Origin of the sequence: Pantoea sp. E2023-21 (assembly GCF_051302795.1) — a bacterium.
Lineage (GTDB): Bacteria > Pseudomonadota > Gammaproteobacteria > Enterobacterales > Enterobacteriaceae > Pantoea > Pantoea ludwigii_A.
In genome coordinates, this window is record NZ_CP195344.1 from 3,827,732 (window position 1) to 3,843,342 (window position 15,611).

14 protein-coding genes and 1 tRNA gene are annotated in these 15,611 nt (G+C 54.4%); 6 read left to right on the forward strand and 9 right to left on the reverse strand.

Annotated features, from left to right (window positions below):
• Window positions 1–6: 6 nt before the first annotated feature.
• The 3 genes from ACRQ84_RS17875 to ACRQ84_RS17885 form a co-directional block, all read right to left on the reverse strand.
• A complete protein-coding gene (locus tag ACRQ84_RS17875) occupies window positions 7–1,284 on the reverse strand; it encodes a DUF445 domain-containing protein (RefSeq protein WP_483816733.1) in 1,278 nt (425 codons plus the stop codon).
• 10 nt (window positions 1,285–1,294) lie between these two features.
• Window positions 1,295–2,797 (reverse strand): helicase HerA-like C-terminal domain-containing protein, encoded by a 1,503-nt coding sequence (locus tag ACRQ84_RS17880; RefSeq protein ID WP_483816734.1) that lies wholly within the window; start codon window positions 2,795–2,797, stop codon window positions 1,295–1,297.
• Between the two features lie 162 nt (window positions 2,798–2,959).
• The gene (locus tag ACRQ84_RS17885; RefSeq protein WP_483816735.1) at window positions 2,960–4,528 is read right to left on the reverse strand and encodes an ABC transporter substrate-binding protein; all 1,569 of its coding nucleotides are present in this window, start codon (window positions 4,526–4,528) and stop codon (window positions 2,960–2,962) included.
• Between the two features lie 532 nt (window positions 4,529–5,060).
• Here ACRQ84_RS17885 and ACRQ84_RS17890 point away from each other — a divergent pair.
• From ACRQ84_RS17890 to ACRQ84_RS17900, 3 genes are read left to right on the forward strand one after another with little or no spacing between them, the layout of a single operon-like run.
• Window positions 5,061–5,792 carry a gluconate 2-dehydrogenase subunit 3 family protein gene (locus tag ACRQ84_RS17890; RefSeq protein WP_483816736.1) on the forward strand — a complete coding sequence of 244 codons (732 nt, stop codon included), beginning with the start codon at window positions 5,061–5,063 and terminating at the stop codon, window positions 5,790–5,792.
• Window positions 5,793–5,829: 37 nt separating this feature from the next.
• Entirely contained in the window at window positions 5,830–7,599 is a 1,770-nt protein-coding gene (locus ACRQ84_RS17895) for a GMC family oxidoreductase (protein ID WP_483816737.1), read from the forward strand.
• A 4-nt stretch (window positions 7,600–7,603) separates the two neighbouring features.
• On the forward strand, window positions 7,604–8,854 hold the full coding sequence (locus ACRQ84_RS17900) for a c-type cytochrome (RefSeq protein ID WP_483816738.1): 1,251 nt from the start codon (window positions 7,604–7,606) through the stop codon (window positions 8,852–8,854).
• An 82-nt stretch (window positions 8,855–8,936) separates the two neighbouring features.
• Here ACRQ84_RS17900 and ACRQ84_RS17905 read toward each other — a convergent pair whose 3' ends face one another.
• The 4 genes from ACRQ84_RS17905 to ACRQ84_RS17920 all read right to left on the reverse strand — a co-directional run bounded on the left by ACRQ84_RS17905 (window position 8,937) and on the right by ACRQ84_RS17920 (window position 11,636).
• Window positions 8,937–9,614: a MarC family NAAT transporter gene (locus ACRQ84_RS17905; protein WP_064737693.1), complete on the reverse strand. Its 678-nt coding sequence runs from the start codon at window positions 9,612–9,614 to the stop codon at window positions 8,937–8,939.
• A gap of 189 nt (window positions 9,615–9,803) precedes the next feature.
• Window positions 9,804–10,439, reverse strand: a complete 636-nt coding sequence (locus ACRQ84_RS17910; protein WP_483816739.1) for a hypothetical protein — start codon at window positions 10,437–10,439, stop codon at window positions 9,804–9,806.
• 95 nt (window positions 10,440–10,534) lie between these two features.
• Window positions 10,535–11,014, reverse strand: coding sequence for a carboxymuconolactone decarboxylase family protein (locus tag ACRQ84_RS17915; RefSeq protein WP_064737691.1), 480 nt, complete (start codon window positions 11,012–11,014; stop codon window positions 10,535–10,537).
• Window positions 11,015–11,027: 13 nt separating this feature from the next.
• Complete coding sequence (locus ACRQ84_RS17920) at window positions 11,028–11,636, reverse strand: FMN-dependent NADH-azoreductase (RefSeq protein WP_483816740.1); 609 nt, start codon at window positions 11,634–11,636, stop codon at window positions 11,028–11,030.
• 112 nt (window positions 11,637–11,748) lie between these two features.
• On the opposite strand from ACRQ84_RS17920, the gene ACRQ84_RS17925 reads away from it, so the two are divergent.
• Window positions 11,749–13,125 carry a MocR-like pyridoxine biosynthesis transcription factor PdxR gene (locus ACRQ84_RS17925; RefSeq protein ID WP_483816741.1) on the forward strand — a complete coding sequence of 459 codons (1,377 nt, stop codon included), beginning with the start codon at window positions 11,749–11,751 and terminating at the stop codon, window positions 13,123–13,125.
• A gap of 45 nt (window positions 13,126–13,170) precedes the next feature.
• Here the strand turns inward: ACRQ84_RS17925 and ACRQ84_RS17930 are convergent, their stop codons facing one another.
• Window positions 13,171–13,680: a YjjA family protein gene (locus ACRQ84_RS17930; RefSeq protein ID WP_483816742.1), complete on the reverse strand. Its 510-nt coding sequence runs from the start codon at window positions 13,678–13,680 to the stop codon at window positions 13,171–13,173.
• Window positions 13,681–13,953: 273 nt separating this feature from the next.
• Between ACRQ84_RS17930 and ACRQ84_RS17935 the strand changes: the two genes are divergently transcribed.
• A tRNA-Leu gene (locus tag ACRQ84_RS17935) sits at window positions 13,954–14,038 on the forward strand.
• Window positions 14,039–14,392: 354 nt separating this feature from the next.
• Entirely contained in the window at window positions 14,393–14,722 is a 330-nt protein-coding gene (locus ACRQ84_RS17940) for a DUF1493 family protein (RefSeq protein WP_483817948.1), read from the forward strand.
• A 30-nt stretch (window positions 14,723–14,752) separates the two neighbouring features.
• Here ACRQ84_RS17940 and ACRQ84_RS17945 read toward each other — a convergent pair whose 3' ends face one another.
• Window positions 14,753–15,532, reverse strand: a complete 780-nt coding sequence (locus ACRQ84_RS17945) for an NAD(P)H-dependent oxidoreductase (protein WP_483816743.1) — start codon at window positions 15,530–15,532, stop codon at window positions 14,753–14,755.
• Window positions 15,533–15,611: the final 79 nt, after the last annotated feature.

Sequence of the window (15,611 nt, forward strand, 5' to 3'; positions counted from 1 at the left end):
ACCGATTTAGTGCAACTGCTGGATGAAGCTCGGCACCTGCGACAACACATACAAAATCAGCCCGATTGTGCCGCCAACCAGCGTGCCGTTAATGCGGATAAACTGCAGGTCGCGGCCAATATTCAACTCAATCTGCTGCGACATGTCGCGCGCATCCCAGCTTTTTACCGTATCGCTAATGTGGCGTGTCAGGAAGGCAGCAAACTCCGGCGCCACGCTGCGGGCGGCGTCTTCCAGATGCTGATTCATGGAGGCGCGCAGCGCGTCATCGGCCGCCAGCGTTTCACCCAGCCACAGCGCGGCCAGTCTTACGCGCTCTTGCACCCGCGAATCCTCGCTATTCAGGTCGTCTTTCAGCCAGCCACGTAAATCTTGCCACAGCTCGCCAATGTAGCGATTAAAGGACTCATCTTCCTTCAACCAGCTTTTGATTCCCTCTGCACGTTCCGCCATTTCAGGATCGGTTTTCAGTCGCTCAATCAGCCGTTGCACCGCACGGTCGAAGCCCAGACGCAATTCATGCCCCTGATCGATCGCAACCTGATCGAGAATCGAATCCACCGCATTGGCCACCAAATCGGCGCTGTGCTCGCCCAGCCATTCGGTCGGCAGCATTTTGGCTTTTATCGGATGTTCGCGCTTCAACCAGCGTACAATCTGCGCGGCAATAAACTCACGTGTGCCGGGCTTGTGCAGCAAGCGCAGCAGCTGTTGCACCGCCGCATCCAGCAGCTCCTGATGACGATTATTTTTGGTCAGGCTATCCAACAGTAGCGCGCTGGATTGGGTGAGATCGACCTTATCCAACGCGCGATGCACCGCGCGGCGCAGAAAGCGCTGAATCCGCTGATCGTCGGTGAGATCAAGAAAGCCGCGCATCACCTGCAACAGATGGCGGCCAATGCGATCGGCGTTGCCGGGCGCGTTCAGCCACTGCGCCAGCATCTGCGACGGATCGTGACGGCGAATCAGCGCCAGCAGCGAATCGGTATCAAGGAATTTCTCCTGGACGAAACGGCCAAGATTCTCGCCGATGCGGTCTTTATTACGCGGAATAATCGCCGTATGCCGCGAGATAAAGGGCACCGGCACGCGGCGGAACAGCGCCACCACGGCGAACCAGTCGGCTAACGCCCCGACCATCGCCGCTTCCGCGATCGCTTTGAGTCCGAGAACCCAAAAGTTGGGCGGCAGAAACAGCGTCACGACAAAAGTCGCGGCAGCAATCAGCAGCAATGACAGCGCCAGCCGTTTACTGCGTTTGAGTTGTTGATATTTATCCATAATCCCTTTTTTAACGACGTCGTCCGCCTAATAAACTGCCTAAAACACCACGAATGATCTGATTGGTGACCTGGCGCGCGGCACTTTTCGCCACGCTCTGCACCACGCCGTCACGCTTGCCGCCGCGTGGCCCGGTGGTGCCGAACAAAATGTTCTTCAGGCCGCCGAGAATGCCGTTATCGACATCAACGCTGTTACCTTTGGCTTCCGGTGCATTGGCTTGCTGCGTTGCCACTTGCACGCCTTTTTGCAGCATTTCGAATGCCGATTCGCGATCCACTTCGCTGTCGTATTTGCCGTACAGCGGCGAGTTGTTGATCAGGCCGTTACGTTCATCCTGGCTGACTGGCCCCATACGTGAGCCGGGTGCGATTACCATCGCACGCTGCACCATTGACGGGCTGCCTTTCTCATCGAGGAAGGAGATCAGCGCTTCGCCGGTGCCGAGCGCCTGAATCGCCTCAACGGTATCAAACGCCGGATTGGCGCGCATGGTTTCGGCGGCACTTTTCACTGCTTTCTGATCTTTCGGCGTGAAGGCGCGCAGCGCGTGCTGCACGCGGTTGCCGAGTTGGCCTAGCACGTTGTCGGGAATATCGGCCGGATTTTGCGTGACGAAATAGACGCCGACGCCTTTAGATCGAATCAGGCGAATCACCTGCTCGACTTTCTCCAGTAGCACCGGCGGTGCATCGTTAAACAACAGGTGCGCTTCATCGAAGAAGAACACCATTTTGGGCTTATCGAGATCGCCGGCTTCCGGCAGCTGCTCATACAGTTCGGCCAGCAGCCACAGCAGGCTGGTGGCGTAGAGTTTCGGCATCTGGTAGAGCTTTTCCGCCGAGAGAATATTGATGAAGCCCTTGCCATTGCTGTCGCAGCGCATCCAGTCGCGGATATCCAGCATCGGCTCGCCGAAGAAGTGCTCGGCACCTTGCTGCTCCAGCGCCAGTAAACCACGCTGAATCGCCCCCACTGACGCGCTATTGATATTGCCGTATTGCGTCTGGAAGGCTTTGGCATTGTCGCCGATATACTGCGTCATGGCGCGCAGATCTTTGAAATCCAGCAGCAATAACCCCTGATCGTCGGCGATGCGGAAGATGATTTGCAGTACGCCGGATTGCACCTCGTTGAGATTCAGCAGACGCGCCAGCAGCAGCGGACCGAGATCGGACACCGTCGCGCGCACCGGATGACCTTGCTGACCAAAAATATCCCACACCATCACCGGATTTTTCTGCGCCTGCCAGTCGGTGACGCCAATCTTTGCCAGACGTGCCAGTAGCTTCTCTGAGCCTTCACCCGCAGCGGAAATGCCGGTGAGATCGCCTTTTACGTCTGCCATAAACACCGGCACACCCCTTTCAGAGAATGATTCCGCCAGCTTTTGCAGCGTCACGGTTTTGCCGGTGCCGGTGGCGCCGGTGATCAAGCCGTGGCGGTTCGCCATGTTGGAGAGAAGATGCAGTTGAACGTCAGGCGTTTGGGCAATCAGTAACGGAGTGGTCATGATTTTTGCGCTCTCAGGCAATAGGTTATGCCAGAAAGGATAGCAAGCGGCGCGCGAGGAGGGAGGAGGATTGTGCCGAAAAGGTTGTGCCAACTGTCCCCCTCCCGACCTTCCCCCCTAAATGGGGGAAGGCCGGAAGGGGGGATGGCAGCACGATCTACATTATTTCTGCACCGTATCAAAAAACAGCAAACTCACGCCGATGCCTTGCTGCACATGATTCACGTTATTGCGTACCGCAACTTGCTGTGCGCCTTGCAACGTCACCACGAACGGTGAGTTCTGCTGCACGGTTTTTTGCAAATCGGTATACAGCGCGCGGCGCTTGGCGGCATCGCTTTCACCGGCTGCAGCGCGAGTTTTGGCGCTCAGATCGGGAATATCCCAGCCGACGCGCCACGCCAACGTTTTGGAGCCGCCCGGCACGTTATATGCGAAGGCGCTGGCGTTGGTATTGGGATCGATATAGTCCGCGCCCCAATAGATAAAGATCGACTGGAAATCACGGCCGCGCATTTTGCTCCACAGCTCCGATTCCGCCACCGGCTGCAACTCAATCTGCACATCCGCTTTGGCGAAGCTGGCTTGTAGGGCCTGCGCTACGTCAATGTAGGGCGGCTGGTTGATTACCGTCAGCGCAAACTTCGTCCCCGGCTTGATGCCGCCTTTGGCTAAAATCTCTTTGGCTTTCGCCACATCATAATGGAACGGCTGATCTTCCAGCGCCCCGTCAAAACCCTGCGGCAGGAAGCTCTGATGAATGCGGTACTGACCTTTCAGCAAATCCTTCGAGAGGGAGTGGTAATCCACCAACCAGCGCGCGGCTTGCCACAGCGCAGGGTTGCCCAGGGCAGGTTGCGCTTTGTCCTTAGTATTGAAACCGAGGTAGTAAACCAGGCTAGAGGGGAAGGCCTCAATGCGCAGATTTTTATCGCTCTTCAGCGCATCAATCTGATCCGGACCGAGCTGATAGGCCACATCGACATCGCCTTGCTGAATCAACAGACGACGCGCACCAGCATCCGCCACGCCTTTAAGCAGAATGCGTTTCAGCTTCGGCTGCGGATTAGCTGCTTTGTTGGCGCTTAGCACCAGCGCCTGCTGCGGCACATATTGCTGGAGGATAAATGCGCCGCTACCGGCGGAGTGGGTATGCAGCCAGCCGTTGCCGAGGTCGTTATTGACGGCATTTTGCTGCACGGTTTTGCTATCCACCACCGATGCTACCGGTGCCGTCAGCAGACGCAGCGCCAGGTTTTGGCCAATCTGCGCCGGCCACTGAATCTCCAGCTGATGGTCATTCAGTACCTTAAACTGGCTGGCGATGTTTTCCTGGGTCCAGCCAAATTCGGCAAGGATGAAAGAGGGCGCTTTATTCAGTTGCACCGCGCGCGTCAGTGAGAAAATCACATCCTGTGCCGTCACCGGATTGCCGCTGGAGAAGTGTGCGTCAGGCTTAATGTTAAACACCAGGCTGTGTGGCGTGCTGCCTTGTTGCCAACCGGTAGCCAGCAGAGGCGCCAGCTTTTGCGGCGAATTGCGATCCGCCTCGACCAGCGTCTGATACATATTACGCTGCACGCTGTTACTGACGGTTTCGAAACTTTCAGCAGGGTCAAAGCTAATAATGCCGTCAAGCGGGACGGCAACGACAAGGGTATCTTTCGGTGTGGCGGCGTGCAGTGCAAAGCTGCTGCCCCATAAGGCGATGAGCAAAATCAGTGAGCGCATTATTATTTTCCTGGATTAGAGATGAAATGACTCTATCTCTGTCGCTCTCCAGGCAAAATGCCGGTTTGTTCTGAGCTGTGCCGGAAAATAACAATTGATTACGGTTGGGTATTATTGCGTTTATTTTGTGCGCGACTTGTCATTTCCGCGAAATAGATTGTTCATCTGCTGGGCAATAAAGTAAATAAGATGTTATAAATGAGAATAATTCTCTGGTATGGAAGTATGATTTTTTTTCATTGATTCATTTATGCGATTATTGCTCAGCGCGATAATACCTGGTCAAATGCCCACTTATTAGTGCCAATATCCCATCAAATGTACGGTTAAAACCTCTTTTTTCGCCTCGAAAACCTTTCACCAAGCCATAACCTAAATTCAACATGATGACTGAATTTCATCAAAACACATTGTTAATTGAATTTTTACATTCTGAAATACCTATATCCCTAATATTGCCAGGTTATTTACCGATTTATAAAGCTATTAACAAAAATAATTATCTTTCTTAGCAAGTGAGAATCGTCGCGCCATGCTTCTAAATAAACCGACCACCAGACGTAAGTTTTTACTTGGGTCGCTACTGGCTTTGCCATTAAGTGACTTGGTATTTAAGGGATTAACTGCAGCACAAGCTGCGGAGATGGCAGCGCCCGAGCTCGCCGACTATAAACCGATCTTTTTCAGTGCCGATGAGTGGCAATTCATCATGGCTGCGGCCGATCGCCTGATTCCTGCTGGCGGCAAAGGTAAAGCGCCAGGTGCATTGGAAACCAACGTGCCGATCTTTATCGATCAGCAATTGCATAGCCCGGAGTTCGGTGCAGAGATTTACATGCAAGGTCCCTTTGACGTGCATGCGCCTGCGACCATGGGTTACCAAATTCCGTTCACACCACAGCAGATGTACCAAACCGGTATCAAGCTGGTGAATCAGTGGACGCAAAACACTTTCCAGAAACCGTTCCATGCGCTGTCACTGGAAGAGAAAGATGCGGTTCTGACCAAAGTGAACAAAAACGACGGTATCGACTTCGCGGCACTTGGCGAAGAGAACCTGAAAGCCTCGCAGTTCTTCAGCCAGCTGCTTTCAGATACCAAACACGGCTACCTCGCTGACCCGATGTACGGCGGCAACAAAGGCATGAAAGCCTGGATTGCCATCGGCTTCCCGGGCGCACGCGCCAGCTTTACCGAATGGGTGAAGCAGCACAACGTGCCGTACCCGCTGGGACCGGTCAGCCTCTTGGGTGAAAGCGCGTAAGCACACCCCCGTTTTTGGTATGTGAGACAGGATTAACATGGCACAGATTACAAAGAAAGAAGTCGACGTCGTCGTTTGCGGCCTCGGCTGGGCCGGCTCGTTGATGAGTATTGAACTGGCACTGGCTGGTTTAGAAGTGCGCGCATTAGAGCGCGGCGGCGAGCGTGACTACCCGGATTTCGCTTATCCGAAACCGGCAGATGAATACGCTTACAACGTGCGTAACAAAGTATTCGCCACCCCGAAAGAAGTGGCGGTCACCGTACGTTACAACAGCAACCAGACTGCATTGCCGACCCGCAAGTGGGGCGCATTTGCGCCGGGTACCGGCGTGGGTGGCGCGGGCATGCACTGGACGGCGGTTCTGATTCGTCCAACCCCAACCGATCTGAAGCTGAAAACCTACGTGGATGAGGCCTACAAGCCGGGCATCCTGCAGGAAGATATGCGCGTGATGGACTTCCCGTTCACCTGGGAAGAGATCGAGCCGTATTACTACAAGTTTGAGCTGATCTGCGGCCAATCCGGCAACACCGGCAACCTGCGCGGTCAGATTCTGCCGGGCGGCGATCCGTTTGAAGGTCCGCGCTCTGAACCTTATCCGTTGCCTGCGCTGGAAGACACGCTGAACAACGTGATGTTCAAAGAAGCGGCGACCAAACTCGGTTATCACCCGTTCCCTAACCCTTCTGCATGCGTATCGCGTGCGTGGAAAAACCCGTACGGCAACCAGATCGCGCCGTGTAACTACTGCGGCTACTGCTCGAAATATCCGTGCCTGAACTACTCAAAAGCCTCACCACAAACCGCGGTGATGGATTCACTGAAGCGTATGCCTAACTTCTCTTATGAAGTACACGCAGAAGTGGTGAAAGTGGTACTGCACGACGATCAGAAAACTGCGAAAGGCGTGATTTACTATGACGTCGACGGCAACGAAGTGTTCCAGCCGGCGAAGATCGTGGTGCTCTCCAGCTTCCAGCTGTACAACGTGCGTTTGATGCTGCTGTCCGGTATCGGCAAACCGTATAACCCAATCACCGAAGAAGGTGTGGTAGGGCGTAACTACGCGTTCTTGTCGAACGGCGGCGCAACGCTGTTCTTCAAAGACAAAAACTTCAACTCTTACGCCACCGCAGGCGCTACCGGCCAGATGTTCAACGACATCTCACCAGGCAACTTCGACGGTCCGGGCCTTGGTTTCCTGGGCGGCGCCAAGATCCACAGTTCGCAGGCCACCGGTACGCCAATGGCGGCAGCGTTGCCAAAAGGTACACCGAGCTGGGGCATGGGCTACAAGGAAGGTCTGGAGGAGTGGTACAACCATTCCATGAAGATCAGCATCACCACCACTTGCCAGTCGTATCGCGATATCTATCTGGACCTCGATCCGCACTATACCGACCATCGCGGTCAGCCGTTGTTGCGCATGACGTTCAACTGGAAAGAGAACGAACTCAAGCTGCAACAGCACTTGAAAGGGATCGTCGGCAACATCGCCAAAGAACTCAACCCGGACAGCATGAGCATGAGCTTCCTGCCGATGGGCGCGGACTTTGACCTGACCAAATACGTTTCGACCCACAACGTGGGCGGCGCGGTGATGGGCGATAACCCGAAAACCTCTGCACTGAACAAGTACCTGCAGAGCTGGGATGTTCACAATGTGTTTGTGCCGGGCGGCAATGCCTTCCCGCAAAACTTCCAGGCGAACCCGACCGATACCATCGGCGCGATCACCTTGATGGCAGCACAAGCAATCAAAGAACATTATTTGAAAAATCCCGGTCCACTGGTACAGGCATAAGCGCATGAAATTAAAATCATTGTTAATCGCCAACGCCGTGCTGTTGGGCAGCTTTGCCATGCAGGCTCACGCGGAAGATGAAGCTCAATTGATCAAGCAGGGTGAATACCTGTCGCGCCTCGGCGACTGTATGGCGTGCCATACCGTTTCTGGCAAAGGGGATTACGCCGGTGGTTTGGCGATTGAGTCGAATCTCGGCACCATTTACTCCACCAACATCACGCCGGACAAAGAGCGCGGCATCGGCAACTACAGCGAGCAGCAGTTCTCGGACGCGGTGCGCAAAGGTGTGCTGCCGAACGGTTCGCGTCTCTATCCGGCGATGCCGTATCCGGATTATGCCAAGATCTCCGATGCTGATATGCACGCGCTTTATGTCTATTTCATGAAGGGCGTGAAGCCAAGCAGCGAGCAGCCGCCGGAAACCGATTTGAGCTTCCCATTCAGCCAGCGCTGGGGCATGCGCTTCTGGAACTGGGCATTCACCTCAGACAAACCTTTCCAGCCAATTGGTGGCGCGTCAGAAGAAGTGAACCGCGGCGCTTACATCGTGGAGAGCCTGGGCCACTGCGGCAGCTGCCATACGCCGCGCAGTCTTGGCATGAATGAGAAAGCGCTGGATAGCGGCGACGATCAGTTCCTCGCCGGTGGCAGCCTGAACAACTGGGATGTGCCGTCACTGCGTGGTCTGCCACGCTGGAGCGAGCAAGAGATTGTCGATTACCTGCAAACCGGTCGTAACGACAAGGCGGCGGTGGGCGGTGAGATGAAGTCGGTGATTGAGCACTCCAGTTCGCACATGACAGATGCCGACCTGAAAGCGATCGCCGCCTATCTGAAGTTCCTGGGGGGTAATCCGCCGCTGCAGGCGTACAACGTACAGAAGCAACAGGCAACCGAAGCGAAACTGACTGCCGCGAAAGGCTTGTCGGAAGGTGAGCGTCTGTATATCGACAACTGCGGCGCCTGTCACTTTGTCACCGGTAAAGGTGCGCCGGGGATCTTCCCAGAGTTGGATCAGGCGACGATCGTCAATGCCAAAGATCCAAGCGGTTTGATCCACACCATTCTGGCCGGTGCGCAGCAGCCATCGACCGAGAAGGCGCCATCAACGCTAGCGATGCCAGATTTTGCTCAGCGTCTGGATGATGATCAAGTGGCTAAACTGGCGACCTTCATTCGTCAGGGCTGGAGCAACAATGCCCCGGCGGTGACCAAAGATCAGGTGGCGGAAGTACGTAAGACGTTGAAGTAATAAGATTAAAACCAGGTGCGCATTAATGCGCACCCTACAACGTAGGGGCGCCATTCATGGCGACCTGGTTTTATGCGACGACTCAATGGTAATTGTGAATCACTTCCAACACGCCGTTGATGATGAACTGCACGCCCATACACACCAGCAAAAAGCCCATCAGCCTTGAGATCGCCTCGATCCCGCCTTTACCCACCAGCTTCATGATGGCGCCAGAACTGCGCAGCGAAATCCACAGAATCACCGACACGACCAAAAACGTCAGCACCGGCGCGACGGCAACCACCCACGCCGGGAAATCCACACCCGATTTTACCGTGGAGGCGGAGCTGATGATCATCGCGATGGTTCCCGGTCCAGCGGTGCTCGGCATCGCCAGCGGCACAAAGGCGATATTCACGGTTTCGCGATCGTTATCGCTGGCATCAAGCTCATCCAGCTTGTGCTTAGCTTCAACCGAATGCCCAACCGGTTTCGCTGGAAACAGCATGCGAAAACCGATAAACGCGACAATCAGTCCGCCCGCCATGCGCAGGCCGGGGATCGAGATACCAAACGTGTGCAGCACCGCGCTGCCCGCGTACCACGCCACCATCATGATCAGGAATACGTAGATCGAGGCCTGCATCGCCTGACGATTACGTTCCTGAAAATTCATGTCTCCCGCCAGGCCGAGAAACAGCGCCACGGTAGTCAGCGGATTGGCGAGCGGCAAAATCACCACCAATCCCAGCCCGATGGCTTTAAACAACTCCAGCATGAAATTTCCTTACATTCCCAGGTCGCCATGAATGGCGACCCTACAAAAACCGAACCACGCAGATACGGCACACCACCGAAGGGTCGCCATGAATGGCGACCCTACAAAAACCGAACCGCGCAGTTACGGCACACCACCGTAGGGTCGCCATTTATGGCGACCGTGGTGGGCACCGCACCTACCCGAACATCAATGCTTCGGCGTATCCAGCGCTTCGAGCAGCTCGGGGAAGAAATCCTGCAGCAGTTCGGGCGTCATCAGTTCGGGATAGTTAATCAAATGCTCGCGAATGCGCTCATTCACATCCGGCAGCAGGCGTTGGGCGGCGTCTTGCACGCTAATTTTCTTCTGCTTCATCAGGCGCAGCACGTCATCCGGCAGATGGTCTTCATCTTCGACTTCATCCACGCCTTCGAGATCGTCCAGCTCATCCAGCAGGTCCATCAACGCTTCAATCTGCGGTGTGCGTGACTGGTATTCGGATGGCTGCTCGTTCTCCAGATAACGCAGCAGTGCGCGCACCGGTGAACCGTCGGGCTCGGCGGGCGGTTCGTTGGCGAACCAGGTCAAAAGATCGTGCTGCGTCACCTGATGGACGTGAAAACCGTTATCCACCAACTCATCGGCAAGAATATCGGCGGTATCGTGCTCAATCAGGCAAATGTGGGTGCGATTAGGCGTGAACTGCTCCAGCCACTGATAAATCTCTTCAATTACGCTGTCGTCGTAAATAAAGGTTTGGCTGAGATAGCTGTCATCCTGCTGGTGAACGCAGATGTGAATCTGGTCGGGATCGAAGTAAATCGCAATGTTGATGCCTTTCATGTGCGCTGTCCTGTGTGGTGCAAAATCTCACTATAGCCTCAGGCAGCGCAGATGAACATGGTACGGCCAGCAGCGTGAGCTACTGGCGGTAAAAATTAACGTAAATCAGCACGATCCAAACCATACGCGCTATCCAGTGCGCCCGGCGTCATCTGCGAAAGCACCATCAGGCGATTCCATGTGTTGATCACCGCGATGCAGAATGTCAGTTCGCTGGTTTCGACTTCGGAGAAATGGGCGCGCACTTCGTTGTACAGCGCTTCATCGATGCCGTGATCGCCCAGACGCGTCAAGGCTTCGGTCAGCGCCAGCGCAGCTTTCTCTTTGGCGGTGAAAAGCGGTGATTCACGCCAGATTGCCACATGATGCAGACGCAACTCGCGCTCGCCGTGCAGCCTGGCTTCCTTTACATGCATGTCTACGCAAAACGCGCATTGATTGAGTTGCGATGCACGCAGATCAACCAGATGCTTAATGGTGGTATCGAGTGACGATTTCCCCAGCGCAGCGGTGGCGTCGCCTAAGGTTTTCACCAGCGCGGGAATGTTTTTGAAATGGTTAACGCGTGACGTCATGGTGTTGTCCTCTTTAGCAAAATAAACGTTCAATGGATTGCAGTGCATGGGGTAAAGCGGTAGCGCGGCTGACGGGATCGTGCGTGCCGTCAACGCGGATAAATTCCACATCGCTAATGCCGATGTATTCGAGCGCCACACGAATGTAAGGCGTGAACTGGTCATCCTGCGCGAACGGGCCGTGCGCAAACATGCTGCCGCTGGCGACGACGCTGTACACTTTTTTACCGTTCACCAGCCCGACTTTGCTGCCATCCGGCGTGAAGGCGAAGGTGCGTCCGGCGCGGGTGATATGGTCGAACCAGGCTTTCAGCACCGACGGCAAGCCGAGGTTCCACATTGGCGACGAGATCACCAACGTGTCGCAGGCAAACAGCTGATCGACCAAACGCTCCGAGGTGTGGATGGCGGCCCGCTGCGCTGCATCGCGCTGATCTGGCTGGGTAAAGAAAGCGCCAATGGTAAAGGCATCAAGGTGCGGCAGCGGATGTTGCGCCAGGTCCAGCACAGTCTCATCAAGATCGGTATGTTGCACCCGCAGCTTTTCCACTAAATGCGCCGAGGCGATGCGCGATGCCGAACCCGCCAAATCGGGGCTGACTTTGATGTGCAGCAGTTTCATTCATTTCTTCCTCAAGCGAGATGGCGATGCATTGCGTGGTTGATGCGTGCATCTTAAACTTCTATGTCTGAGTTAAAAGAGACAAAAAACGTAAAAAAAGGTAGGACATAGCGTGGGGTACAAAGAGATTTATGCGCGATATCGCCAGCAAATTCTCGCAGGGCAGCTGAAGCCGGGCGATCGCGTACCGGCGATTCGCACGCTGGCGAGCGAGTTGCAGGTGGCGCGAAAAACAGTGGAAGCCGCCTATGAAATCCTTATCGGCGAAGGCTATTTCGTTAGTCAGGGCGCGAAGGGTACGCGGATCAATCCAGAACTGATTCTGGCGGCGGCAACAGAAAAAAAAGCGCAGCCTGCGCCACCAGCCAGCGCGCTGATCCAGCGCGAGAGTAAAGGCGAGCTGCGGCTTGGCATTCCGGCGCTGGATGCGTTTCCGCACAAGAAGTGGCTGCTGATTTCCGGCAAAGCCGCGCGCAGCCTGCGTGCGGATGAGATGATTTTGCCGCCGGTTATGGGCTATCAGCCGCTGCGGGAAGCCATCGCCAGCTACCTGAACATTTCGCGTGGGCTCAACTGCCAGCCGGAACAGATCTTTATCACCAGCGGCTATCGCGCCAATCTGCGACTGATTCTGGCGGTGCTGGCGCAGCCAAGCGACAAGGTGATGTTTGAAGATCCCGGCTACTTCTTCGGGCAACAGTTGCTGAAGCGGATCGCGCCGAATCTGCATTACGTGCCGGTCGATCGTCATGGCATGAATGTCGATTATCTGCTGCGTTATCACGCGGATGCGCGTTTCGCCATCGTCACACCAACCCATCACAGCCCGCTGGCGGTGACCTTATCGCTGCCGCGTAAGCATCAGCTGTTGGAGTGGGCGCAGCAGAACCAGAGTTGGATTATTGAAGATGATTATGACGGCGAATTTCATTACACGCGCAAAGTGATTCCGGCGCTGAAAAGCCTCGATGTAGACGATCGGGTGATTTACACCGGCACTTTCAGCAAAACCATGATGCCAGCCATGCGCGTGGGTTATCTGGTGATGCCAAAAGAGACGCTCGCGCGCTTCAGCGAACTGGGGGAAATCCTTGAAACCGGCATGTCGTTGCTGCCACAAAAGATTCTGGCGCAGTTCCTGAGCGAAGGGCATTTCTATCGCCACATCAAAAAGATGCGCATTCTCTATCAGCAGCGACGCCGCATGATGCTGGATGCCTTGCAGGCGTGTTTTCCGGATGTCTTTGATTTTGAGCTAACCGATGGCGGTATGCACATTGTTGCCTTCCTGCCACACGGCACCCAGGACAAGGCGCTGGCGGAGATTTGGCAACGGCATCGGCTACGCGTATTGCCACTTTCCGGCTGGTATATGCAGACGCAGAAACGCTATGGCCTGGTGATTGGCTATACCAATATTCGATCGCTGGAGCAGGCGCGGGAGCTGTTGCAGGGGACGGTGCAGGAGACGCAAGCATTGTTGGATTAAAGAAAAGGCGCGAGGGACAGCTCGCGCCTTGATACCGGCGCGTCCTTACATGCCGATATATTTTTTGCCTTGCTTCAGTACCACGTCGCAGGCTTTGGTTTTCAGCTTCTCACCCATCGGCGAGTTGCTCAGGCTTTGCAGATTCAACTGCTGGCCATTGCCGGTATTCAGCAAGCCTTGCAAACCCTGCTGATAATCCGTTTTTTGTTCTTGCGCGGCAGGGCTGCTTAAACCCAACTTGCTCAGCACCTGATCCTTCACCGATGTCACATTGTTATCCACTACGTTGTGCTGCACGCAATAGGACATCACGCCTGCGGCGTTGGTCATGCTGTTGGAACTCACCGCTTTATCGCCGCCGTTCAGCAGGCCGGTTAGCGAAGAGAGTGACATGCCGCCATTCTGCGTGGTGTTGGTATTGCTGGTGCTGTTGTTCTGCTGTGACAGCTGCGATGCTGCACTGCTCAACTGATCCTGCCAGCTTGCTGCTGATGCGCTCCCCGCAACCATCGCTGCCGCAATGCCCCATCCCCAAATCATACGTTGTAATTTCATCTCAACCTCGTTGTCTTTTATGTTCTGACTGCGTCAGTTTTGGTTAAGAGAGGTTTGGATTCGGAAAGTTCCAGTTAACAGGCCGGATTGGGGAAAATTGGGACCGTTCTGGTTTTCGCTAATCTCGCTGTGGCTGATGGGATTGGCGGTATAACAAGCAGTTAGCCGCAAAATGCTGTTTTTTTCAGCGCTTAGCGCACATCCCCAACGATTCCAGTTGCGCACTCTGCGTGTAAAGGTATAATCCCCAACGTTTTCCGCATCCTCTTCAGTGCCGAAGTGGCGAAATCGGTAGACGCAGTTGATTCAAAATCAACCGTAGAGATACATGTCGGTTCGAGTCCGACCTTCGGCACCATCGATTGATGCAAAATTAAGTCGCTTACGAGCGGCTTTTTTTGTATCTAAAATCCGGCTTTTTCGATTGTTCTGCGTTATCACATCGCTCCTAAGATCCTCTTTTTAACTCTTCGTATCATCGCCTAGTTCAATTTAAACCAAGCGTTCACCCTGATTTCCTCCTCGATTCTTTTTCTGCTCTGACTGTCACGTCTGTCCAGGCGCCCAATTTAGTAATTGGCTGAAAACACCCCCTCCATTCCGATATATCTCCCTTTGTCTCAAAATTCTCTGGCAGAGATTTTTTTCATTCAACTGTTGAGATTGCATGGCAGAATGGCGCTCCGGTGAAATCAGTGGAGGTGCAGAAGCGATGACAGTTGAAATTGAGCAGCGTATCTACGAGCTGGTGCGACGTTACGACGGCGTGTACCTGTTTAAGCAAAAGACGCTGACGCCGCAGATTGATATTGATAGCGATCTTAACTTCGAGCGTGAAGAAGCTGCTGCCCTGATGGATGAGTTCTTCGGCGAGTTCAGCGTCGATCGCGGCGGATTTGTCATTGAAACGTACTATCCCGCTGAGCCATCGCTGGCGCAGATTCTCAATCCTTTCAACAAGCGTGATGTACCTGTAGTGCCCGATTTCACGCTGGGAATGTTGATTGAATCAGCGAAAGCAGGGCGCTGGTTGTACGAATAACGGCAGGCTCAACACAGAGCCTGCTGCCTTTTACGGCTTCACATGCACGCCAAAACCGCTCTCTTCTGGTACAAACTCCGTTTTTAACGTCAGTGCAGGAATTTCATAATTACCGCCATTTTGCTGACGATAAGGAATCGGCGTCGTTTCTGCCAATGTATCCAACCTTGTTGCCAGCGCATCACACCAGCCAGCAAAACGTTCTGCTGCCGATTTTTGTACGCGGTAGAAAACCAGCGGCGGCAGCACGCTAAAGCCGGGATAAAACAGCAAGCCGTGATGAATCGGGAACAGCAGATCGGCAATTGGGCCATTAATGCCGCGCGGGCTGTAGTGCGATTCCCATCCGCCCGTCGTCACCACCAGCATCGCGCGTTTGCCGCTGAGATGGCCTTCGCCGTAGCGATCACCCCAATGCTGTTCGTTATGCTCGCCCACGCCGTAAGCAAAACCGTTGGCGTAAACGCGATCAAACCAGCCTTTCATAATGGCGGGCATCGAAAACCACCACAGTGGAAACTGGAAAATTACCGTATCGGCCCAGCGCAATTTCTCCTGTTCGGCGGCGATAGCGGTGGCCTGCAACTGATGATCATAGGCGAAGCGTGAATCTGTGGTGGCATCGTAATAGTCGCCTACGAGCGGGGCGCGCGTGTCGTCAGCGTCGAGCTGCGCTTTCCACTGCATGGCATATAAATCAGACACCTGCACCTGATGTCCGGCATTCTGCAAATGCTGCACGGCGAAATCTTTGAGTGAACCACTTAGCGAGCGCGGTTCCGGATGGGCATACACAATCAGTACATTCATGGGCTTAATCCAAATAGGTGAAAACAACTGCAGACTAAGTCGATGCTGGTTATAGTAGAAATCAATTGCTGATATCTCA